This window comes from Rhodobacter sp. SY28-1 (genome assembly GCF_005222785.1).
Classification (GTDB): domain Bacteria; phylum Pseudomonadota; class Alphaproteobacteria; order Rhodobacterales; family Rhodobacteraceae; genus Tabrizicola.
Map to the genome: position 1 here is coordinate 1,329,194 of NZ_STGH01000001.1, position 19,631 is coordinate 1,348,824.

A 19,631-nucleotide genomic window follows, 5' to 3' on the forward strand; every position below is an offset into this window, starting at 1 on the left:
TCGATGCCACGAGGACGGCTCGCTGTATGAAGAAATGGCGGGCCCAGAAGGACTCGAACCCTCAACCTCGGACTTAGAAGGTCCTTGCTCTATCCAGTTGAGCTATGAGCCCGCGCCCGGACCTTTTGGGCCAAGCGCACGGGTCAGGCAAGCACCTTCGTCATGAAGATCGAGTTCGGATCGTCCCAATAGCCCTCGAAGGGTGGACATTCCACGAAGCCCGCCCGGTCATACAGAGCCCGCGCGGCGATGAAGGTCGGCTGCACTCCCGTCTCCAGCGACAGCCGCGTGAACCCGTCCTTCCGAGCCTCGGCCAGCAGATGCTCCAGCATCGCCTTCGACAGCCCGCGTCCCCGCGCTTCGGTCAGGACGTGCATCGACTTGATTTCGGCATGCGTCGCATCGATCCGCTTGTAGGCGCCCATCGCCAGCGGTGCACCGTCCTCGCGCAGCACGAAGAAGCGGATTCCCGGGGCCGCCAACTCGCCCTTGTCCATCATGTGGATCGACTCGGGCGGAGTGTCGGCATGCATGTCGGCGGTATGACGCTGAAACAGCAGCTCCAGGTCGGGGGTCAACGGGTGTTCTTCGGCAATTGCCCAGGACATTCAGTGCGTCCAGGCGCCCTTGCGGTCGGTGGCGAAGTTCTCGCCATAGCCGCGGGGCCGGATCACCGCCTTGCGCGGCTTCGGCTCCACCACGTCGAACGCGATGCCCTTCTCGGCCGCATAGGCCTCGGCCGCCTCGCGGGTTTCGAACCGCAGACGCACCTGGGACTGTGTGTCGGTGGACGAGGTCCAGCCCATCAGCGGATCAACCTCGCGTTCGGATGCGGGGGCGAACTCCAGCACCCACTGGTGGGTCTTGGCGGTCCCCGACTGCATGGCGGTCTTGGCTGGCTGGTAGATGCGGGCGCGCATGGAAGGCTCCTTCGGACGTGGCCTTCGTTATTCCGAAGCTTTGCGGAAAGCGCAAGCGCGAGATTGCGGGATGAAAGGACTGCCGGCCAGTGTCATGGAGTGTGGGTGGGGTGGATCTGACGCTGACCGGCAGGTTCAGTTGCTGCTTGCTCGATCATCATGGCCGATGCCGTCACTCAAATCAACCAGAAGTTGTATTTTCGGATGAAGATTTCGTTTACCACTGTCGCTGGTTCACCCGTTCGCCCGACCCAGGCGCAGGATCTGGTACCTGTTGTAGGTCTTGAACGCCTCCGAGGTCCGGGTGGTGCCGGTCAGCCGCTGCATCAGGTTGTCGCGCCGTTTCTTCGACAGGAACAGGCTCAGCACCCGCGCCAGCGCCCAATGCGCCATCGGTTTCTTGGCGTGGATCTCGTCCGAGACGCGGGTCACCCCGTGGCCCAGCACGTTGAACAGCCGCTGCTCAAGATCGATCGAGGGCGCGACGGCCTCGGTGATGTCCTCTTCCGCCTCGATCGCAAAGCCCGACGGCGGAACCGCTTCGCGGAACACGGTGACGCGATGGCCGCCGCCCGGCTGCGGGCCATGAACGTGCCGCCCCTGGTAGGCCTCGGTCCGGAAGCAGTCGGCAATCAGGATCTTCCCATCCGGCGCCAGAAGTCGGGCGCATTTCGGCAGGCTTTCGGTCAGCGGAATGTACTGGAAGCTTTCGGAAAACAGACACAGGTCGAACGGTCCCTCGCCCTGGAAGGCCTCGAACGTGCATTCATGCACCCGCGCGCCCTTTGCCGTATCCCGGCAACGCGCGGCCAGGAAGGCCGACGGGACCACGATGTCGACCGAATGTCCCAGCGCCAGCAGCTTCTTCGCGGTCTCGCCGGCGCCGCCACCGATGTCCAGGATGCGCAGAGGGCCTTCGGGCAGGTAGCCGAACAGCTTGGACGAGTAGTTGTCCTGCGCCGCCCGCAGGTTGCCCGCCGTCACCTCAAGCCCCGTCCACAGCCCGTAGTGCAGGTTCTCGGCCCCGGTCAGCCAGCGGATGAACGCCAGCCCCACATCCAGCCCCACGGCCCGCGTATCGATTTTCTCAGCCATATCTCACCTCTGGTGGGCGAGCCTTAGCCGCTTACCGCCGGTACGGCAACGGTTTCACCCATCCACGCGGATCACCGCTTGAACTGGAACAAAAACAGATCAAATCTGTCCTGCCCTCCCCGACTCGCGAAAGCCGTGCCCCATGCCGCACAACAACGCCAATGCCGTCACCGAACGCCCCGATGTCCTGACCAAGCCCAAGCTGGAAGGCGGCCGCCGTTTCGTGATGTCGACGCCCTTCCAGCCGGCGGGCGATCAGCCGACCGCGATCAAGGAGCTGACCGCCGGGGTGAACGCAGGCGAACGCGATCAGGTCCTTCTGGGCGCGACCGGCACCGGCAAGACCTTCACCATGGCCAAGGTGATCGAGGAAACCCAGCGCCCCGCCATCATCCTGGCGCCCAACAAGACGCTGGCCGCCCAATTGTATGGCGAATTCAAGGGCTTCTTCCCCGAAAACGCGGTGGAATACTTCGTCAGCTACTACGACTACTACCAGCCCGAGGCCTATGTCGCCCGGACCGACACCTATATCGAGAAGGAATCCCAGATCAACGAACAGATCGACCGGATGCGCCACTCGGCCACCCGGGCGCTTCTGGAGCGTGACGACGTCATCATCGTCGCCTCCGTCTCCTGCATCTACGGCATCGGCTCGGTCGAGACCTACTCGGCGATGACGGTCGACCTGGTGGTCGGCCAGCTTTACGACCAGCGCAAGGTGATGGCCGACCTCGTTGCCCAGCAGTACCGCCGCCTGGAAACTGCCTTCCAGCGCGGGGCGTTCCGGGTGCGGGGCGATTCCCTCGAAGTCTGGCCCGCCCACCTGGAAGACCGCGCCTGGCGGTTCAGCTTCTTTGGCGAGGAGTTGGAGTCGATCACCGAATTCGACCCGCTGACCGGCGCCAAGACCGACAGCTTCAAGCAGATCCGCATCTACGCGAACAGCCACTACGTCACTCCGCGCCCGACGCTGCAGCAGGCGATCAAGGGCATCAAGGATGAGCTTTTCCACCGGCTGAAGCAGTTGCAGGAGGAAGGCAAACTGCTGGAAGCCCAACGCCTTGAACAGCGCACGAATTTCGACCTGGAGATGCTGGAGGCGACGGGCAGCTGCGCCGGGATCGAGAACTACTCGCGCTACCTCACCGGTCGCGCGCCGGGCGAGCCGCCGCCGACGCTGTTTGAATTCATCCCCGACAACGCCATTGTCTTTGCTGATGAATCCCACGTCTCGGTCCCCCAGATCGGCGGCATGTACAAAGGTGACTTCCGCCGCAAGTTCACGCTGGCCGAACACGGCTTCCGTCTGCCGTCCTGCATGGACAACCGCCCCCTCAAGTTCGAGGAATGGGACGCCATGCGCCCGCAATCGGTGTTCGTAAGCGCGACGCCGGCGGCCTGGGAGATGGAGCAGACCGGCGGCGTCTTCACCGAACAGGTCATCCGCCCCACGGGTCTTCTCGACCCGCAGGTCGAAATCCGCCCGGTGGAGATGCAGGTCGACGACCTGCTGGACGAGATCCGCAAGGTCTCGGCAAAGGGCCTGCGCACCCTCGTCACTGTGCTCACCAAGCGCATGGCCGAGGACCTGACGGATTACCTGCACGAACAGGGCATCCGGGTGCGCTACATGCACTCCGACATCGACACCATCGAACGCATTGAAATCCTGCGCGACCTCCGCCTCGGGGCCTTCGACGCTCTGGTCGGGATCAACCTCCTGCGTGAAGGCCTCGACATCCCGGAATGCGGGCTGGTGGCGATCCTCGATGCCGACAAGGAGGGCTTCCTGCGGTCGGAAACCTCGCTCATCCAGACCATCGGTCGCGCGGCGCGGAACTCCGAAGGCCGGGTCATCATGTATGCCGACCGGATCACCGGGTCGATGGAACGCGCGCTGGCCGAGACGAACCGGCGGCGTGAGAAGCAGATGGCCTACAACGTCAAGCACGGCATCACGCCCGAGACGGTGAAGAAGAACGTCGAGGACGTGCTCGCGGGCCTCTGGCAGGGCGACACCGACCTGTCTCGCGTGACGACCAAGGTCGACAAGCCCATGGTCGGCCAGAACCTTGCGGCCCATCTCGACGCGCTGCGCACCCAGATGCGCAAGGCGGCAGAGAACCTGGAGTTCGAGGAAGCCGCCCGTCTGCGGGACGAGGTCAAGCGGTTGGAAGCAGTGGAACTGGCCGTCGCCGACGACCCCTTTGCCCGGCAGGAGGTCATCGAGGAGGCGGTGACCGAGGCGGTGAAGATGGCTGGCCGGAGCACGGCCGGGCGGGCAGGGCAGCGTGGTGGGAAGCGGTCGCGACGCGGAAGATAAGGGCGGTGGGCAAACTGCCCACCCGACGCGACGTGTCGTAGGGTGGGCGATTCGCCCACCTTCGCCCTTATGTCGCGATGAATGGTGGAAAACGGCCAGTCTTCTGCCCGCGCGACCAGACCATGCCGTACCGGATCGGACAGGCAATGCTCTACCGCCCGGCGCCGCTCTGCCTCATCGCGGATCATGTGCTCCCAGAACCGGCGCTGCCAAAGGCCAGCCTCACGCTTTTGGACCATGCTGCGCGACTGCAGGCCCCTGAGGCCTGTCGCCTGCGTAAAACGTGCCTTGAGCTTCTGCCATCGACGGGAAAAGTCGGCGTCCCCTTCGGGCAAAGTCCAGACCGCGTGAATGTGGTCCGGCAAGACCACCATCGCGTCGCAGTGGATCGGATGTTCCGCTGCGGTGGCCCGGTAGGCGTCACGCAGGAGGTCGATCCGGTCACACAGGACGGTCGAGCCGCGTTCTACGAAATTTACGGTGAAGAAGTAGGTGGCACCCGGAACGCGCAAGCGGAGGTAATTCGGCATAGCGTTGACCTTGAAGGATTTCCCCGAAAGTAAGGTGGGCGGACCGCCCACCCTACCTAGCCGTCACTCCACCAGGACAATGTCCGGATCGCCCGCGCGGAAAGTCGCGATTTCGTGGCAGGTCACAATCTCGCTTTCCCGCTCCTCCCAGTAGCGCGGGTCGGCCAGCACCGTCTCGGGCAGGCGGTCCTTCTGGAAGACGCGCCGTCGCTGCCGCTTGATGGTCACCTCGAACCGGTTGGACCGCAGCCGCGCCCCCGGCCGCAGGAAGCCATCGCGCAACACATTGGCCCGGTCCTGCAAGCGCTTGATCTCGGCCTTGAGCCGGGCGAATTCGTCCACTGGGTCCATCGGTGCCTCCGTTCGGTTTCTTCCAGTCTCTTCGAGCACTGGTTTCTGCCGGGTTAACGGGCGTCGCCATTCTTGCCCGTGGCTTGACAGCTTCCTGTCATGCGCCACCTTCCTCCCGATGCGCGCCCTTCTCGCCCTTGCCCTCCTCGCCACCCCCGCCCAGGCCTGGGACTTCACCCCCACGCCCATCTGCACCATTCTCAAGGACACCCCGACGCTTCAGATCCGCGTGACATATGATCCCGCGCAAGCCCAGCCCTATGCCATCACCCTGACGCGCCCCGACCCCTGGCCCGCCACGGACAGCTTTGGCCTCCGTTTCGAAGGGCCGATGGCGATGACCATCGGCACCGATCGTCATCAGCTGTCAAACGATGGCCGGACGCTCACCGTCACCGATACCGGATTTGGCAATGTGCTGGACGGGCTGGCGCTGAACCGCATCGCTGCGGCACTGGCGGGGGACCTGCTGATCCCCATCGACCTGACCGGCGCGCGTCCGGCTGTCGAGGCGTTTCGGGCCTGTGGCGAGGTCCCCTCGGCCTGAGGCCTCAGAAGACCCCCGTCACTTCGTACATCACCGGCTCGAACCCGCGGCACAGCTCGTTGATCTGGCGGTTCCGCTCCCGCATCTCGGGCGTCCTTAGCATCGCCTGATAATCCTCGCGCCGCGCCCATTGGCTGTAGTTGCAGATCCGCGTCCGGGCGTCGTTCATGTGCAGTCCCGCCGCGATGAACCCCGGCTGCAGGCGGATGAAGTCCGCATAGGCGGCCTCCAGCGCCTCGATCAGGTCGAAGGCCATCGCGGGAGTCGTCTCGAAGGTGGTGATCACGGTCTGGCCTTGGAAATCCTTGACAATCTGCGGCATGTCGGGCCTCCCTCTCATGCGGCAAGGATGCCATGAACGGGGGCCAAAGACATGAAGTTTCTCGACCCGAACGACCCGTTCTTCCGCCACGCCTGGGTGCGCTGGTTGACCGTTCTCATGCCCCTTGGCTGGGGCGCATTCGAGCTCTTCTGGCTCCAGTCGCCGTTCTGGGGGCTGATGTTCCTGGCCGCCGGGGCTTATGCCGGCTACCAGTTGTTCTTCCAGCGCGACCCGGACTAGGCGCTAGTCCATCCAGTCCGGCTGCGGCAGGCCGATTGCCTCAGGGTCGGACAGATAGAGCGCCCCCAGCGCAATTGCAGCGACCAGTAGAACCACTGTTGCGATCTTCCAGACCGACCATGGCCGTTCACCTTGCACCTCGCCTGTCTGGCCATTGACGAGAAAGCGGTAGCTTTTGCCGTTGTACTTGTAGGCCGCCATCCAGACCGGCAGCAGGATGTGCTTGAACGTCTCATCCGACCAGGATGTCGCCACGTCATGGATGCGCTGCTCGTCCCCGCCGATGTCGCGGCGCACGTCCTGGCGGATCACGTTCGACATGCGATCCTGCGCCTCGCGCCAGCCGTCCGCCAGAGCCACCGTGTAGCCCTCGGCCTGGAAACCGGCCAGGAATTCCGGGGTATAGGCGGTCAGCGCCCCCAGGTCCCAAGGCGTCAGCTCATTGCCCAGCCGTGCGGGCAGGCTGCGCGAGGCCATGACGAGTACATCGTCGAAATCGCGGCTCACCCGACCCGAGGCGGGATACCAGCGCGTGCGCCGCACCCGCTCCTGCCGCTGTTCCATCCGGCCGTTGACCCGGACGCTGACAGTGCGGATCTCGTAGTAATACTCGCCGCGTTCGCCGGAATACCGGCTGTCGGTATCGGCATCGAAGGTCCAGAACGGGACATAGACACCGGACAGCGCTCGGCCTTTCCTAGCGTATTCCAGAAGCGTGCCGGGCGCGAACCAGAGGCTCCCCATCCAGCGGATCATCGCCTGTCGCGCCTCGACTTCGGTCAGCACGAACGGCACGAGAGCCTGCGGCTTGATGTGCCGCTCGGTTCCCGTGTCCAGCACAACCGGCGTCGCGCAGAACGGGCATTCGGTGGCATGGGTCGCGCCGGTGATCTCGACCTTGGCGCCGCAGTTGGGGCACGAGGTCGTGCGCACTTCGACCATGTCGGCGCTGGACAGGTCGTCGCGCAACCCGCGCGCCAGGTCCAGCTCCTGCAAGGCCCGTGCGCGGGTGCGGGGGGCTTCCGGCGCAATCGCCTGGACGTGGCCGCAATGGTCGCAGGTCAGGCTGGTCTGGCCCGGCGCATAGCGCAGTTGCGCGCCGCAGTTGGCGCAGGGCCAGCGGTATTCGTCCTGCGGCATGGCTTACGGTTTGGGCAGGGGCGGCGGCACGCTGTCCAAAAGCCGGGCCAGATCGGTGTCGGTGGCCATCTTCCAGCCGTCCTGTCCCGGGGTCCAGACCATCGTGGCACGGGTCAGGCGACCTTCGGCTGCCATGCGCGCCAGATCGCCTTCGCCGAAGGGGCCTGTGGTCGCACCGTCCACCGCAAGATGCCAGACCTTGCCTGCGGGCGGCTGCGGCGGCAGGGGCGGCGGGGTGGCTGCCGCACCCGCCTGCCCGCCCCAGGGCCCCATGTTCTGCGCCATGCTGGCGCCCATCCCCATGCCCATCCCGGCCCCCATCGCCGAGCCCATCGCCGACCCGGGCTGCGACATGCTTTCCGCCGCATTGAACTGCATGTAGCGGTTCAAGTCACCCACGACCCCCATCGAGGTGCGCTTGTCCAGCGCCTTCTCCACCTCTTCCGGCAGACTTATGTTTTCGATGTAGAATTCCGGGATCGACAGCCCGTATTCGCCCACCTGTGGAGCGATTGCATTGGCGATGATCTTGCCAAGGTCGGCCAGGTTCGCTGCCATGTCCAGCACTGGAATGCCCGACTTGGCCAGGACCTGGGACGCCGATTGCACGATCACGTTGCGGATCTGAAAGCTGATTTCATCTGAAGTGAACTCGCCATCCGTGCCGACGACCTCCTGGATGAACTTGCCGGGATCGGTCACCCGCATCGAATAGGTCCCGAAGGCCCGCAGGCGCACCGGCCCGAACTCGGGGTCGCGGGCCATGATCGGGTTCTTCGTGCCCCATTTCTGGTCGTTGAACCGGGTGGTATTGACGAAATAGACCTCGGACTTGAACGGGCTTTGAAGCCCGTGGTCCCAATGCTGCAAGGTGGTCAGGATCGGCATGTTGTTGGTCTCAAGCATGTAGAGACCGGGCTGGAACACGTCCGCCAGCTGCCCCTCATGGATGAAGACCGCCGCCTGGCCCTCACGGACCGTAAGCTTCGCGCCGTACTTGATCGCCTGGCCCCGGCGGTCGAACCGCCAGACCATCGTGTCGCGCGTGTCATCCAGCCACGAGATGACATCGATGAATTCGCCCTTGAGGAAATCGAAGACCATGGGACCCTCCCTTTGGGATCAACTTTCGCCGCCGGTCAATCGGCGCGCAAGCGAGAAGACGATGGGCCGGGCTTCCGCGGCCGTCATGCCCGGACGCAGTTCGCGGCTGTAAAGCATGCGCAAGAGAAGCTCGTCCTGGTCGGTCAGCAGCGCGAATTCCTCGTCGTCGTTGAAGATCGACGGGCGCGCGCGCGGGCTGTCGTTCGGCAAGCCAAGGCCTTGCGTCAGTTCCTCGTGCAAACAGGACAGGCGCAAGAGGTCGGGATGCTCGGCCCGGATCACCGCAAAGGCACGGGTGTAGGCGCCCGAGGTGCTGTCGGCCAGCGCGTAGACCAGGCAATAGGTCGTGCGCGGCATCTGGGTGATCCCGGCGACTTCGGCGGCTCCCAGGCCCGGCAGGGTGGCGCGGATCACCGGCCCCAGCGCCTCGCGCTCATCTTCAGAGACGACATGGATGAAGAAGTTCGGATTGCGATCGTCCACTGAAATCGGGTGCCCGGTGACCTGCGACAGGCGAGCGGCAAAGCTGGCGATCCGGGCGCGGTCGGTGGCCTGCTTTTCGGGCGGCACGCTTGCGCCAAAGCGGATGCCGATCCGTACCGGGATTTCCCAGCGGCGCAGGGTAGATGCCGTCTCCTCGCGGACGAACCCACCCGCTCCGCGCCGGTATTCGTCGAACAGCGCGATCCGCATGAAGTTTTCGGCCAGCATCCGATCCGAGACCGGTATCTCCGCCCCGCCATCCGACCGCAACATGCCCTGTGACAACAGCGCCTGCTGCACCTGGGCGAAATAGGCCTGCGCGGCGATGCTCTTTGCCGTTGGCGGCGTCGGGGTGACGGGAATCGGGTCAGGGGCCGGGGCCAACCCCGCCGGCCCCGAGCCGATGCACCCCGCCAGACCAAAGCACGCGATGCCGGTCACCAGAAACTTGACTGTCTTCCCGCGCGCCATGTCCTGTCGCCGACGCCTCAGGCCGTGGCCGGGGGCGTGGTCTGGCGGGCCTTCGCCGACGCCAGGGTGTCGCGCAACTCGGCCTCCATCTTCACCAGTTCGACTTCGGCCGCAGCGCGGCGCGCCTTGCCTTCGTCAGCAATGGCCAGGCTTTCGTTGATGGTGGCGATCAGCGTCGCGTTCGCGGCCTTCACCGTCTCGATGTCGAAGACCCCGCGCTCCATCTCCTCCCGCACCACCTTGTTGGCCTGCTGCAGGTTCTCGGCGTTGGACTTCAAAAGCTCGTTCGTCAGGTCGTTCGCGTCCCGGACGGCCTCGGCAGCTTCCTTCGACCGCTGGATCGTCACCGCCTGCGCCAGCTGCGTCTCCCACAAGGGCACCGTGTTGACGAGGGTGGAGTTGATCTTGGTGACCAGCGACTTGTCATTCTCCTGCACCAGCCGGATCGAGGGCAGCGATTGCATCGTCACCTGCCGGGTCAGCCGCAGGTCGTGGATCCGGCGTTCCAGATCGTCGCGCGCGGCGCGCAGATCACGCAATTCCTGCGCCTTCATCACCTTGTCGGCCTCGGGGACTGCGGCAACCTCAGCCTCCTTGGCGGGGATCGTTGTGCTATCGGTCTCGGCCAGCTTGGCCTCACCGGCCGCGATGTACAGCGCCAGCTCGTTGTAGAAGGTCAGGGTCTTTTCATACAACAGGTCCAAGCTCTTGATATCCTTGAGCAAGGTATGCTCATGCGTCAACAGCTCGCCCGTGATCTTGTCGATCTGGCCCTGCACGTCCTCATACTGCGCGACAAACTCGGCAAACGGAGCCGCCCGGCCCAGAAGCCGCTCCCACCAGCCCGCCTCACGGCGCAGGTCCAGTTCTTCCGCCGCAAAGCCGCGGATCGTCGTTACGATCTTGCGCAAGCTGTCGCCCGCCGGACCCACGTCCTTGTTCTTCACATCCTGCAGCATCGCCTGGCTGATAACCTGCAACTCCGCCTGCGCCGACGAGCCGAACGAGATGATCGACTGCGTGCTGGTCAGGTCAACCTCGGCCATCCGCTTCTTGATCTCTTCGGCCTTGTCGGCGGGCGCGGCCTCCAGCGGCACAACTTCGGCCATGGGTTCGGCAAGAATGACGGCGGTCACCTTCTCGACCTCGGTCAGAAGGGCCTGGGCATCGGCTTGGACGGTGTTGGACATCGGGGGGTTCCTTCAGGTCAATTTTCAAGCTTCAGTCGGTCGCGCAGGACGGCGATTTCGACGTCCAGATCGCTGCGACTATTGGTAAGGAAGGTCTTCGTCTTTTCTGCAAAGGTCGTTTCAAGGTCGGTCAGCAGGGCTTCGTAATCGCTCCGGGTCGTCGCATCTCGGGTCTGGGCATAGTGGTCGACGAACTTCACCGTCGCGTCCCGCGCGCCCATCAGGTAGACCGACATGTATTTCCGAGCCGCCGTCAGGTCGCCCGGATCGCCCTCGATCGTGCGGAAAAGGCCGCGTGCCACCGCGGCGAACTGATCCACCCGCCGCTCCAGCCCCCGGTCGCGCGCCCGCAGGATCGCGTCCTTCATCGCGGCCAGATGCGCTTCGCCTTCCTCGACCACCCGGGCCACCCGGTCGGTCTGGAAAGCATCCACCCCTTCCATCCCCTTGTCCGCGCCGGGGTCCAGCCCGAAGGTGCCCAGATGCAGGCCCGCACCGACTAGGGCATACAGCGCCGGGTAAACCAGCCCCTGATCCGCGATCACGCCCCCCACTGCCAGGGCCGCCCCGGTCATGACCGCGCCCAAGGCTTTGCGCGGCAGGGCAGGGCGACGGGCGACCTTGCGGGCGTTGTAGGCCGCCTCCGCGCGCAGCCCCTCACGCGTCAGCCAGGCCGACAGGATGATAAGACCCCCGGCTGCCAGCCCCAACAGCATCTCGCGCGGGCCGTCGCCAAAGGCCGGGAACAGGAACAGGAACGCGGTCAGGAACAGGACCGTCGTGCGCCAAAGCCCCGCGGGGCGCGGCTCGGCCAGCACAGGCACACCGGCGCCCGCCTGCCCGCCACCGGGAGAGTACTTGCCCCCGAACCGTTCCGCCATCAGACGCCCCCCGACCAGGCCACATAGGCCGTCAGGGCAACGAGCAGGGCCAGCGACAGGTTCCTCAATCCGGTTCCCGACATGGCGTGACCTCCTGCACCGTGCGTTGTCTTCGACCTTAGCCGAGGTGGGGATGCCTTGCCAGCGCCACAGGGGGGAAATCGGCGGCATTCCTCCCCGATGCCGCACCCGGCCCCGACCGGAACCTTGCACAGAATCGGCATCGGGCGCAGGCTTCGCGAATTGGAAGGCCAATTTTGATGACGTGCCAGTTTTGGGAATGGAGGGTCCGATGCAGGATACCGACAGCAATGCAAGCACCGACAGCAGGGGCCGCCGGGGGGAAGAGCGCGCCTGGGCTGCCCATATGGCCGGTCTGCGGGCCAGCTATCACCGCCACCTTGCGCAGCATCCTGACCGAAGGGATTCGCGGATCGAGGCGCTGCTGGACCCCCAGGTCGTCGACCAGCCTGCAAATTGGCGGAATTGGGAAATCCCCAACGAAATCGAGATTCTGCTGGTCCAGATGAAGCTTGGGGCGGACCTGGAGGTCGCGCTCGACAGCGCCTTCCTGACCGCAGAAAAAATCGCTGTACCGACCTTCGCGGTGCTGGCCAAGCGCCGCGATGCCCAGGCGAACGACGAGGCGAAGCAGGCGCTCTTGGCCAAGCTCTTGCGCGACACTCACAACCGCTATGCCGCCCGCCGGTCGGAACGGGCCGAACGTGCGCGTGTGGCCAAGCGGATGACCTACCTTGGCTTTGGGCTGACCGGGGTGATCATCGGCGTCTTCCTGATCCTTGGCACCGGCTGGTTCGCCGTCGCGGTTGAAAAGATGCCCTTCACCGATCTGGTAAAATACAACCTGATCGTGACGACCTTCTTCGGCTTTCTGGGCGCTTACCTGTCCCGGCTGATCGCTTTCCAGAACACCGCCGTCAGCCTCAGCGTGGACGATCTGGAAAACGGCTATTCCTGGCATTTCCTGATGGTGCGGCTGTTGGTCGGGGGGCTGTCCTCGGTGATCCTCTATTTCGTGATCTCGGGCCACCTGATCGGAGGTGAGCTGTTCCCCGCCCCGGCGAACGGGGCCACGGGTGGATTCGGAGACCTCTGGACCAAACATGATGGCCCGGGGATGCCATACGAAGGCCCCTCGGCGAACTTCGCCAAGCTGATCGTCTGGTGCTTCATCGCCGGGTTTTCCGAACGGTTCCTGCCCGACAGCCTGTCGGCGCTGGAGGCGAAAAGCCGCAGCTAGCCCTTCTTCGGCCCACCAGGGCGCGGGCCGGGACGGGTCGGCGTGCCATGGGGGCGGGGGGTGCGATCCGCGCCTGGGCGGCCCTTGGCGGGACGATCTTGAGCGGGGCCGGACGTGCCCCGTTCGGATTTCCCGGCAGGCGGGCGGGTGGCCTTCTTCCAGGTGTCGGACAATTGCTTCAGCCCCTCACCCGGTTTCAGCGGTTTTCCCGCAGGCTTGGCGCGGTCCTCGCCCGGACCCGTGGACCGCGTGCCAGTCTTCGACTGCCGTGGGGCCAGCTTGCGGACCGGCTTCGGGGCTTCCTCGGGGTCGGCCAGTCCAAGTTGCTCGCGCAGGACGCGGGGCTTCAACTCTTCGACCTCGCCGGGCTGCAACTCGTTCAGGCGGAAGGGCCCGTAGGAAATGCGGATCAGCCGGTTCACCGTCAGGCCGATGTGGTTCATCGCCCGGCGGATCTCGCGGTTCTTGCCCTCGCGCAGACCTACCGTCAGCCAGGCATTCGCGCCTTGATGGCGGTCGATCTTCACCTCCATCGGCTGGAACCGCTCGCCATCGATGGTGATGCCCTTGCGCAGCGGTTCGATCTCGGGCTCGGTCGGGTTGCCCTTCACCCGCACCCGGTACTTCCGCAGCCAGCCGGTCGAGGGGAGTTCGAGGCGGCGCTTGAGTTCCCCGTCGTTGGTCAGCAAAAGCAGCCCCTCGGAGTTCAGGTCCAGCCGCCCCACCGACATCACCCGCGGCATGTCCTCGGGCAGGTGGTCGAACACCGTGTCGCGGCCCTTCTCGTCAGACGCCGAGGTCACCAGCCCCTCGGGCTTGTAGTACAGCCAGAGGCGGGGCGGTTCGGGTTGGCCGACGGGTTCGCCCCGGACGGTGATCTTGTCCTTTGCGGTCACGTTCAGGGCGGGGGAGGTGATGACCTTGCCGTTGACCTTCACCTCGCCCAGATCGATCAGCCGCTCCGCCTCGCGGCGCGAGGCGATGCCGGCGCGGGACAGGACCTTGGCGATGCGGTCGCCTTCGGGGGTCTCAGTCGCCTTTGGCGTCGTCTTGGGGGCTGGGGGCTTTTCTTTTCCGGCCATGGGGCACATCCTTCGGGGCCTTGGTGGCCGGGGTCGGCAGGATAGTGATGCGGGCATGAAAGAGCAACGCGAAGGGTTCCGGTCGTTCATGGGCCTCGCCCTGGACGAGGCGCGGGCGGCGGCTTCGCGCGGTGAGGTGCCAGTGGGGGCCGTTGTCGTGCAGGGTGACCGGGTGCTGGCACAGGCGGGCAACCGGACGCGGGAGTTGGCGGACCCCACGGCCCATGCCGAGATGCTGGCGATCCGCGAGGCTTGCGCGGTCTTGGGGTCGGAAAGGCTGGTGGGCTGCGATCTCTATGTGACCCTGGAACCCTGCCCGATGTGTGCCGCCGCAATCAGTGCGGCGCGTATCGGGCGGCTGTACTACGGGGCGGCGGACCCGAAGTCGGGCGGGGTCGCGGTCGGGGCGCGGGTCTTCAGCCACCCGCAGTGCCACCACGTTCCGGAGGTCTATGACGGGATCGGGGGGGCGGAGGCCGAGGCGCTGCTGAAGGAGTTCTTCGCGGGCAGGCGGTAGATGTCCACGGTGGACAATTTGTGATGACATAACGATTTCAGTGACTTGGTCGCGGGCGTTAGCAATTTGGAAAGGTTTGCCTTTTCGCGTCTTCCCTCACGGAAACCCCCTCCCCGACCCTCCCCCTGAAGCAGGGGGAGGGAGGCACCTCGGTCTGGTGGTGTGCAGAATATGCGGCGGTGCGACCCTTTCACCCTGGCGCTCTACCCCATGGGGAGAGGGGACGCTTGGGGCGGTAGTGGTGCTACTTTGGCAGCGGTCATGGGTGACAGGGGGCAGAGCCTCCGGCGGGCATGTTTTGGGGACAGATGAAGGGCTGGGTCGCATGAACGATCATGCTTGATCAGCGGTAAACGTCCACGCCTACCCTGTTGATTCCAAAGGGAACACCAAAGTTGACCAGCGTGGACGGCCCGTCCCCTCAGATCCGGATCGCTTCCAGAACCTCGGGCTCGATCACCTCGATCCCCGGCGGGAGGCCTGACTTCAACACGCTCGCATCCTGGGCCAACAGGCCGAAGGTCCGATAGTGGCAGGGGATCACCCAGCGGAAGTTGAACCACTTCCGCGCGGCCCAGGCGGCGCGCTCCATGTCCATCGTGTAGTGCCCGCCGCAGGACAGGATGCCGATGTCGGGCTGGTGGTATTCCGCCATCCAGGCCATGTCGGCCATGATGTCGGTATCGCCGGACAGGTAGATCGTGTGGCCTTCGCCCGCGATCATGAAGCCCGCGGCGTCTCCGGCCGGAAGCAGGCCCTTGGTCCCGAAGTCGATGGAGGCCGAGTGGACCGCATGGACCATCGTCACCTTTGCCCCGCCCAGGATCAGCGTGCCGCCCTTGCCGAATCCCACGGTCTCGCAGCCCTGGCCGTTCAGCCATTCCGACAGTTCATGGATGCAGTGGACCTTGATCCCCAGCTTCTTTGCCAGCCGTGCAGCGTCCGAGGCGTGGTCGCCGTGGGCATGGGTCAGAAGGATATGGGTCGCGCCCTGCACGGCCTCGTCCTCGCGTCCGGCCGGGAACATCGGGTTTCCCGTCAGCCAGGGATCGACCAACAGCACGGCCTCCTCAATCTCGATCCGAAAGCCGGAATGGCCGAGCCAGGTGATCTGCATGGGTCTCTCCTTCTGTGTCAGTCAGCGGATTGTAACTTCTTGGCGCAATGTATCGATGACAATCGCGCAGCCGTGATGCCGGTTCCGGCGGGCGGGTTGCCGCCGACCGGGCTGTGGCGGACCGGGTTGTGGCGGACTGGGCACAGCAAGGCGCGAAGTCTGCGGCCCTGTCGATTCTGCGTGCGCGACTCACTGACGCGGCGTAATCAGGCCGCCTTGCAACCGCATCAACCAAGGGAGGCGGACTTATGACTGAATACATCCGTCACGGCATTCCCTTTGGACTGACCGCTGGCGCAGGACTGCGAACTTGCGGGCTCAATCGCCCCTGACGCATCCTGCCGGATCAAGGCGCAAGGCGCCCGCGGTCCGTCCCGTCCCACAGGCTGAGCACTGACCCCCGGGCATACCGTCCGTCGCGGGTCATCCCGATTCCATCCAAGACAGAGGACCGGCCAGGCCATGCGCCGCCGGTAACAATCATGACCCCCATGACCCATTTCGACCGGTCGGCGCTACGCGGCAGGCTGGACGACATCATCGACACCCATGGCCTTTGGCCGGTGCTGCGCGCGCTGATCGCGCGGTCGTTCCGGCGCGATCCGCCGGTGCCGCCCCTGGGCCTGAACGCCCATCTGCGGCGCGACATCGGGTTGGAGCCGCTGGACGAGGGCGGCCCGGGCTGGGACCTGCTGCGGTAAGGTGGCACCCCCCGGCCTGCATCCGCTTGCGGGGCGGGGCGGGGGCGGCTAAACGGGGCCAAACCCTAAGGAGAGCCCGATGGCGATCGACATCGACACCGCCCGCAAGGTGGCAAAGCTGGCCCGGATCCGGGTCGAGGAAGCGGACCTGCCAAAGCTGGCGGGTCAGTTGTCCGGCATCCTTGGCTTCATGGAGCAGCTGAACGAGGTCGACGTGACCGGCGTGGAGCCGATGACCTCGGTCACGCCGATGCGTTTGAAGCGGCGGGCGGATGTGGTGACCGATGGCAACATCCAGGCCCAGGTCCTGAAGAACGCGCCCGATGCGCGCGAGGGCTTCTTTGCGGTGCCGAAGGTGGTGGAATGAGCGCGAATAGCTGGACCATCGCGGCAGCACGGGATGCGCTGCGGAAGGGCGAGATCTCGGCGGTCGATCTGACCATGTCGTGTCTGACAGCCATCGACGCGGGCGATGCGCTGAACGCGTTCGTCCATAAGACTCCGGAAATCGCGCTGGAGCAGGCACGGGCGGCGGATGCTCGTCTCAAGGGCGGCGAGGCCCCGGCGATGTGCGGGATTCCCTTGGGGATCAAGGACCTGTTCTGCACCAAGGGGGTTCCGTCGCAGGCCGCGTCGAACATCCTGAAGGGCTTCAAGCCGGAGTATGAGTCCACCGTCACCTCGAAGCTGTTCGAGGCGGGCGCGGTCATGCTGGGCAAGCTGAACATGGACGAGTTCGCGATGGGTTCGTCCAACGAGACTTCGTGTTACGGCAATGCGGTGAACCCCTGGCAGCGCAAGGGGTCGAACGTGCAGCTGACGCCGGGCGGGTCTTCGGGTGGGTCGGCAAGCGCGGTGGCGGCGGACCTGTGCCTCGCGGCGACGGGGACGGATACCGGCGGGTCGATCCGGCAGCCGGCGGCCTTTACCGGGATCGTGGGGATCAAGCCGACTTATGGGCGGGTGAGCCGTTGGGGGATCGTGGCGTTTGCGTCCTCGCTGGATCAGGCCGGGCCGATGACCAAGTCGGTGCGCGATGCGGCGATCATGCTGCAGGCGATGGCGGGGCATGATCCGAAGGATTCCACGTCAGCCGACATTCCGGTGCCGGATTTCGAGGCGGCGCTGACCGGGGATATCCGGGGCAAGGTCATCGGCATTCCGAAGGAATACCGGATGGACGGGATGCCTTCGGAGATCGAGGCGCTGTGGACGCGTGGCATCGAGATGATACGGGACGCGGGCGCGGAGGTGCGGGACATCTCTCTGCCGCACACCAGATGCGCGCTGCCAGCTTACTATGTGATCGCTCCGGCGGAAGCGTCCTCAAACCTCGCCCGCTATGACGGGGTGCGTTATGGGCACCGGGCGAAGCTTTCGCAGGGCGACGGGATCACTGAGATGTACGAAAAGACCCGGGCCGACGGTTTCGGGCCGGAAGTGCAGCGCAGGATCATGGTCGGGACCTATGTGCTGTCGGCCGGGTTCTACGACGCCTATTACAACCGTGCCCGGAAGGTGCGGGCGCTGATCAAGCGGGACTTCGAAACGGTGTTCGCCGATGGGGTGGATGCGATCCTGACCCCGGCGACCCCTTCGGCCGCTTTCGGCCTTGGCGAGATGGCGGATGCCGATCCGGTGCAGATGTATCTGAACGACGTCTTCACGGTGACGGTGAACCTGGCAGGCCTGCCGGGGATCTCGGTTCCGGTGGGGCTGGACGCGCAGGGCCTGCCTCTGGGCCTGCAGCTGATTGGGCGGCCCTGGGACGAGGCAGAGTTGCTGAATTACGCACATGTGTTGGAATCGCGCGCGGGCTTTGTGGCCAAAGCGGAAAAATGGTGGTAATGGGCCGCAAAAGAACCCTTCCGAGGCACTGATGAGCCGTACCTTCCTTCCCGCCGCTGGCGCAACCGTTGCTGCGCTGATGCTGGCTGCCTGCACTCCGACGACGACGGACACCGGCCCCGGCGTCGGCTTTCAGGACTACGGCAGCTATGTCCGGGGCGCGAACCCCGGCCCGGTTGGCGCGCCGGTGACGATTCCGCCGCCGGGCGGAGCCTTTGACCCGGCCGCTGCCGCGGCGGCGATTGACCGGGCGCAAGGTGTGGCCCCGGTTGCGGGTGTGCCCGCGACGACCCCACCTGCGGTGACGCCGCTGCCTGTGGCGACCGACAGCTCGGCCCGTCCGCGCGGTGGCGCCCCGGCCGGGATCAAGGAAGAATCCGGCGAGGTGCAAAGCCACACCGGAATTTCCGACGAACAGGATTTCAACGCCGTTTCGGCGCGCGAGACCATTGAAAGTGACAAGGAACGGATCGAGCGGAACCGGGCGGAATATGTCGTCGTCCAGCCCAAGGACTTGCCGCAGCGCCCGGGCGATATCGGGCCCAACATTGTAGAATTCGCGCTGGCCACCAAGCATGCACCGGGCGTGCAGATGTACAAGCGGTCGGGCCTTGGCATCCGCGACGTGAACGCGGCCTGCGCCAAGTACGCCTCGTCCGATCAGGCGCAGCAGGACTTCCTGGCCAAGGGCGGCCCGGATCGCGACCGGATGGGCGTCGACCCGGACGGCGATGGCTTTGCCTGTTCCTGGGATCCGCGTCCCTTCCGCACCGCGCTGCAGTGACAGCGGATTAGGGTGATGCGGGCGCATCCGTCGCCGAACTTTGGCGAGCGGAGGGACGGGGCTGCGGTCGACCTGATCGTGCTGCATTACACGGTGCTTGACTGCGCCGGTTCGCTGGAGCGGCTTTGCGATCCTGCGGCCGAGGTATCGGCGCATTATCTGATCGACCGGGACGGAACCTTGCATGCGCTGGTCGATGAGGCCGCGCGCGCCTGGCACGCCGGGGCAGGGGCCTGGGGCGGGGCGGGGGATGTGAATTCGCGTTCCATCGGGATCGAACTGGTGAACAGCGGGGCCGAACCCTTTGCCGAGCCGCAGATGAAAGCGCTGGAGGCTCTGCTGCGCGACATCCTGGACCGGCATGGCCTGGGTTCGCAGTCGGTCATCGGGCACAGCGACATGGCGCCAGACCGCAAGGCTGACCCCGGGCCGCGCTTTGACTGGCGGCGGCTGGCATTGCAGGGGCTGGCGGTCTGGCCTGACGTGCCCGCCGCCCCCTTCGCCACGCGGGGGGACGGAGGTGCAGAAGCGCACATGGCGGCTTTCCTGGCTGACCTGCGCGCTTTCGGCTATCCCGACGCCGCACCGGAGACATTGCTGACCGCCTTCCGGCTGCGCTTTCGTCCCGCGGGCAAGGGGCCGCTGGATGCCACGGACTGTGCGCTGGCGGCGGGACTGCGGCGCTTTGCAGTTGACGTAAAGCCCGCCGATGCCTAACTGA

General features: G+C 65.5%; 22 protein-coding genes, 1 tRNA gene and 1 pseudogene. 10 read left to right on the forward strand and 14 right to left on the reverse strand.

Translation table 11 applies throughout. The annotated features are described in order from the left end of the window. Positions 1–35: 35 nt before the first annotated feature. The 4 genes from E8M84_RS06525 to E8M84_RS06540 all read right to left on the reverse strand — a co-directional run bounded on the left by E8M84_RS06525 (position 36) and on the right by E8M84_RS06540 (position 2,015). Positions 36–112, reverse strand: a tRNA-Arg gene (locus E8M84_RS06525). Positions 113–143: 31 nt separating this feature from the next. Beyond that, positions 144–608 (reverse strand): GNAT family N-acetyltransferase, encoded by a 465-nt coding sequence (locus E8M84_RS06530; protein ID WP_137110336.1) that lies wholly within the window; start codon positions 606–608, stop codon positions 144–146. After that, positions 609–920, reverse strand: coding sequence for an ETC complex I subunit (locus E8M84_RS06535; RefSeq protein WP_137110337.1), 312 nt, complete (start codon positions 918–920; stop codon positions 609–611). It abuts the gene before it with no gap. Between the two features lie 234 nt (positions 921–1,154). Beyond that, positions 1,155–2,015, reverse strand: coding sequence for a bifunctional 2-polyprenyl-6-hydroxyphenol methylase/3-demethylubiquinol 3-O-methyltransferase UbiG (locus E8M84_RS06540; RefSeq protein ID WP_137110338.1), 861 nt, complete (start codon positions 2,013–2,015; stop codon positions 1,155–1,157). 142 nt (positions 2,016–2,157) lie between these two features. On the opposite strand from E8M84_RS06540, the gene uvrB reads away from it, so the two are divergent. After that, complete coding sequence (gene uvrB / locus E8M84_RS06545; protein ID WP_137110339.1) at positions 2,158–4,341, forward strand: excinuclease ABC subunit UvrB; 2,184 nt, start codon at positions 2,158–2,160, stop codon at positions 4,339–4,341. A 98-nt stretch (positions 4,342–4,439) separates the two neighbouring features. On the opposite strand, the pseudogene E8M84_RS21930 reads toward uvrB, so the two are convergent. Then, positions 4,440–4,871, reverse strand: a pseudogene (locus E8M84_RS21930) (REP-associated tyrosine transposase); the annotation flags it as partial. Positions 4,872–4,934: 63 nt separating this feature from the next. After that, on the reverse strand, positions 4,935–5,222 hold the full coding sequence (locus E8M84_RS06555; protein WP_137110340.1) for a hypothetical protein: 288 nt from the start codon (positions 5,220–5,222) through the stop codon (positions 4,935–4,937). A gap of 118 nt (positions 5,223–5,340) precedes the next feature. On the opposite strand from E8M84_RS06555, the gene E8M84_RS06560 reads away from it, so the two are divergent. Next, positions 5,341–5,769, forward strand: a complete 429-nt coding sequence (locus E8M84_RS06560; protein ID WP_137110341.1) for an excinuclease ABC subunit B — start codon at positions 5,341–5,343, stop codon at positions 5,767–5,769. Positions 5,770–5,773: 4 nt separating this feature from the next. On the opposite strand, the gene E8M84_RS06565 is transcribed toward E8M84_RS06560, so the two are convergent. Then, positions 5,774–6,091, reverse strand: coding sequence for an antibiotic biosynthesis monooxygenase (locus tag E8M84_RS06565; RefSeq protein ID WP_137110342.1), 318 nt, complete (start codon positions 6,089–6,091; stop codon positions 5,774–5,776). A gap of 51 nt (positions 6,092–6,142) precedes the next feature. Between E8M84_RS06565 and E8M84_RS06570 the strand changes: the two genes are divergently transcribed. Continuing rightward, positions 6,143–6,331, forward strand: coding sequence for a hypothetical protein (locus tag E8M84_RS06570; RefSeq protein WP_137110343.1), 189 nt, complete (start codon positions 6,143–6,145; stop codon positions 6,329–6,331). 3 nt (positions 6,332–6,334) lie between these two features. On the opposite strand, the gene E8M84_RS06575 is transcribed toward E8M84_RS06570, so the two are convergent. Genes E8M84_RS06575 through E8M84_RS06595 form a run of 5 tightly spaced genes read right to left on the reverse strand, consistent with a single transcriptional unit; the run spans position 6,335 to position 11,600 of the window. Continuing rightward, a complete protein-coding gene (locus tag E8M84_RS06575) occupies positions 6,335–7,471 on the reverse strand; it encodes a primosomal protein N' (replication factor Y) - superfamily II helicase (RefSeq protein WP_137110344.1) in 1,137 nt (378 codons plus the stop codon). 3 nt (positions 7,472–7,474) lie between these two features. Beyond that, entirely contained in the window at positions 7,475–8,575 is a 1,101-nt protein-coding gene (locus E8M84_RS06580; protein ID WP_137110345.1) for an SPFH domain-containing protein, read from the reverse strand. An 18-nt stretch (positions 8,576–8,593) separates the two neighbouring features. Next, positions 8,594–9,529, reverse strand: coding sequence for a DUF2927 domain-containing protein (locus tag E8M84_RS06585; RefSeq protein WP_137110346.1), 936 nt, complete (start codon positions 9,527–9,529; stop codon positions 8,594–8,596). Between the two features lie 17 nt (positions 9,530–9,546). After that, positions 9,547–10,719, reverse strand: a complete 1,173-nt coding sequence (locus E8M84_RS06590; RefSeq protein WP_137110347.1) for a toxic anion resistance protein — start codon at positions 10,717–10,719, stop codon at positions 9,547–9,549. Positions 10,720–10,736: 17 nt separating this feature from the next. Beyond that, a complete protein-coding gene (locus E8M84_RS06595; protein ID WP_137110348.1) occupies positions 10,737–11,600 on the reverse strand; it encodes a 5-bromo-4-chloroindolyl phosphate hydrolysis family protein in 864 nt (287 codons plus the stop codon). A 292-nt stretch (positions 11,601–11,892) separates the two neighbouring features. Between E8M84_RS06595 and E8M84_RS06600 the strand changes: the two genes are divergently transcribed. Next, positions 11,893–12,861: a hypothetical protein gene (locus E8M84_RS06600; RefSeq protein ID WP_137110349.1), complete on the forward strand. Its 969-nt coding sequence runs from the start codon at positions 11,893–11,895 to the stop codon at positions 12,859–12,861. On the opposite strand, the gene E8M84_RS06605 is transcribed toward E8M84_RS06600, so the two are convergent. Then, on the reverse strand, positions 12,858–13,943 hold the full coding sequence (locus E8M84_RS06605; protein ID WP_137110350.1) for a pseudouridine synthase: 1,086 nt from the start codon (positions 13,941–13,943) through the stop codon (positions 12,858–12,860). The two genes, E8M84_RS06600 and E8M84_RS06605, sit on opposite strands and share 4 nt — an antisense overlap. A gap of 55 nt (positions 13,944–13,998) precedes the next feature. Here E8M84_RS06605 and E8M84_RS06610 point away from each other — a divergent pair, with 55 nt between their 5' ends. Beyond that, the gene (locus E8M84_RS06610; protein ID WP_137110351.1) at positions 13,999–14,460 is read left to right on the forward strand and encodes a nucleoside deaminase; all 462 of its coding nucleotides are present in this window, start codon (positions 13,999–14,001) and stop codon (positions 14,458–14,460) included. 421 nt (positions 14,461–14,881) lie between these two features. Here the strand turns inward: E8M84_RS06610 and E8M84_RS06615 are convergent, their stop codons facing one another. After that, positions 14,882–15,577 (reverse strand): metal-dependent hydrolase, encoded by a 696-nt coding sequence (locus E8M84_RS06615; RefSeq protein WP_137110352.1) that lies wholly within the window; start codon positions 15,575–15,577, stop codon positions 14,882–14,884. A 482-nt stretch (positions 15,578–16,059) separates the two neighbouring features. Here E8M84_RS06615 and E8M84_RS06620 point away from each other — a divergent pair, with 482 nt between their 5' ends. The 5 genes from E8M84_RS06620 (at position 16,060) to E8M84_RS06640 (ending at position 19,627) form a co-directional block, all read left to right on the forward strand. After that, positions 16,060–16,278: a hypothetical protein gene (locus E8M84_RS06620; protein WP_137110353.1), complete on the forward strand. Its 219-nt coding sequence runs from the start codon at positions 16,060–16,062 to the stop codon at positions 16,276–16,278. A 79-nt stretch (positions 16,279–16,357) separates the two neighbouring features. Continuing rightward, a complete protein-coding gene (gene gatC / locus E8M84_RS06625; RefSeq protein ID WP_137110354.1) occupies positions 16,358–16,645 on the forward strand; it encodes an Asp-tRNA(Asn)/Glu-tRNA(Gln) amidotransferase subunit GatC in 288 nt (95 codons plus the stop codon). Continuing rightward, entirely contained in the window at positions 16,642–18,126 is a 1,485-nt protein-coding gene (gatA, locus tag E8M84_RS06630; protein WP_137110355.1) for an Asp-tRNA(Asn)/Glu-tRNA(Gln) amidotransferase subunit GatA, read from the forward strand. The genes gatC and gatA overlap by 4 nt, the downstream gene beginning before the upstream one ends. Positions 18,127–18,157: 31 nt before the next feature. After that, positions 18,158–18,910 carry a hypothetical protein gene (locus E8M84_RS06635; RefSeq protein ID WP_137110356.1) on the forward strand — a complete coding sequence of 251 codons (753 nt, stop codon included), beginning with the start codon at positions 18,158–18,160 and terminating at the stop codon, positions 18,908–18,910. A gap of 15 nt (positions 18,911–18,925) precedes the next feature. Continuing rightward, positions 18,926–19,627 carry an N-acetylmuramoyl-L-alanine amidase gene (locus tag E8M84_RS06640; RefSeq protein ID WP_137110357.1) on the forward strand — a complete coding sequence of 234 codons (702 nt, stop codon included), beginning with the start codon at positions 18,926–18,928 and terminating at the stop codon, positions 19,625–19,627. Positions 19,628–19,631 lie beyond the last annotated feature (4 nt).

What these genes read in the sequence shown, in the direction of transcription:
- E8M84_RS06530 (WP_137110336.1), bottom strand. Translation starts at nt 608, where the DNA reads ATGTCCTGGGCAATTGCCGAAGAACACCCGTTGACCCCCGACCTGGAG.
- E8M84_RS06535 (WP_137110337.1), bottom strand. Translation starts at nt 920, where the DNA reads ATGCGCGCCCGCATCTACCAGCCAGCCAAGACCGCCATGCAGTCGGGG.
- E8M84_RS06540 (WP_137110338.1), bottom strand. Translation starts at nt 2,015, where the DNA reads ATGGCTGAGAAAATCGATACGCGGGCCGTGGGGCTGGATGTGGGGCTG.
- uvrB (WP_137110339.1), top strand. Translation starts at nt 2,158, where the DNA reads ATGCCGCACAACAACGCCAATGCCGTCACCGAACGCCCCGATGTCCTG.
- E8M84_RS06555 (WP_137110340.1), bottom strand. Translation starts at nt 5,222, where the DNA reads ATGGACCCAGTGGACGAATTCGCCCGGCTCAAGGCCGAGATCAAGCGC.
- E8M84_RS06560 (WP_137110341.1), top strand. Translation starts at nt 5,341, where the DNA reads ATGCGCGCCCTTCTCGCCCTTGCCCTCCTCGCCACCCCCGCCCAGGCC.
- E8M84_RS06565 (WP_137110342.1), bottom strand. Translation starts at nt 6,091, where the DNA reads ATGCCGCAGATTGTCAAGGATTTCCAAGGCCAGACCGTGATCACCACC.
- E8M84_RS06570 (WP_137110343.1), top strand. Translation starts at nt 6,143, where the DNA reads ATGAAGTTTCTCGACCCGAACGACCCGTTCTTCCGCCACGCCTGGGTG.
- E8M84_RS06575 (WP_137110344.1), bottom strand. Translation starts at nt 7,471, where the DNA reads ATGCCGCAGGACGAATACCGCTGGCCCTGCGCCAACTGCGGCGCGCAA.
- E8M84_RS06580 (WP_137110345.1), bottom strand. Translation starts at nt 8,575, where the DNA reads ATGGTCTTCGATTTCCTCAAGGGCGAATTCATCGATGTCATCTCGTGG.
- E8M84_RS06585 (WP_137110346.1), bottom strand. Translation starts at nt 9,529, where the DNA reads ATGGCGCGCGGGAAGACAGTCAAGTTTCTGGTGACCGGCATCGCGTGC.
- E8M84_RS06590 (WP_137110347.1), bottom strand. Translation starts at nt 10,719, where the DNA reads ATGTCCAACACCGTCCAAGCCGATGCCCAGGCCCTTCTGACCGAGGTC.
- E8M84_RS06595 (WP_137110348.1), bottom strand. Translation starts at nt 11,600, where the DNA reads ATGGCGGAACGGTTCGGGGGCAAGTACTCTCCCGGTGGCGGGCAGGCG.
- E8M84_RS06600 (WP_137110349.1), top strand. Translation starts at nt 11,893, where the DNA reads ATGCAGGATACCGACAGCAATGCAAGCACCGACAGCAGGGGCCGCCGG.
- E8M84_RS06605 (WP_137110350.1), bottom strand. Translation starts at nt 13,943, where the DNA reads ATGGCCGGAAAAGAAAAGCCCCCAGCCCCCAAGACGACGCCAAAGGCG.
- E8M84_RS06610 (WP_137110351.1), top strand. Translation starts at nt 13,999, where the DNA reads ATGAAAGAGCAACGCGAAGGGTTCCGGTCGTTCATGGGCCTCGCCCTG.
- E8M84_RS06615 (WP_137110352.1), bottom strand. Translation starts at nt 15,577, where the DNA reads ATGCAGATCACCTGGCTCGGCCATTCCGGCTTTCGGATCGAGATTGAG.
- E8M84_RS06620 (WP_137110353.1), top strand. Translation starts at nt 16,060, where the DNA reads ATGACCCCCATGACCCATTTCGACCGGTCGGCGCTACGCGGCAGGCTG.
- gatC (WP_137110354.1), top strand. Translation starts at nt 16,358, where the DNA reads ATGGCGATCGACATCGACACCGCCCGCAAGGTGGCAAAGCTGGCCCGG.
- gatA (WP_137110355.1), top strand. Translation starts at nt 16,642, where the DNA reads ATGAGCGCGAATAGCTGGACCATCGCGGCAGCACGGGATGCGCTGCGG.
- E8M84_RS06635 (WP_137110356.1), top strand. Translation starts at nt 18,158, where the DNA reads ATGAGCCGTACCTTCCTTCCCGCCGCTGGCGCAACCGTTGCTGCGCTG.
- E8M84_RS06640 (WP_137110357.1), top strand. Translation starts at nt 18,926, where the DNA reads ATGCGGGCGCATCCGTCGCCGAACTTTGGCGAGCGGAGGGACGGGGCT.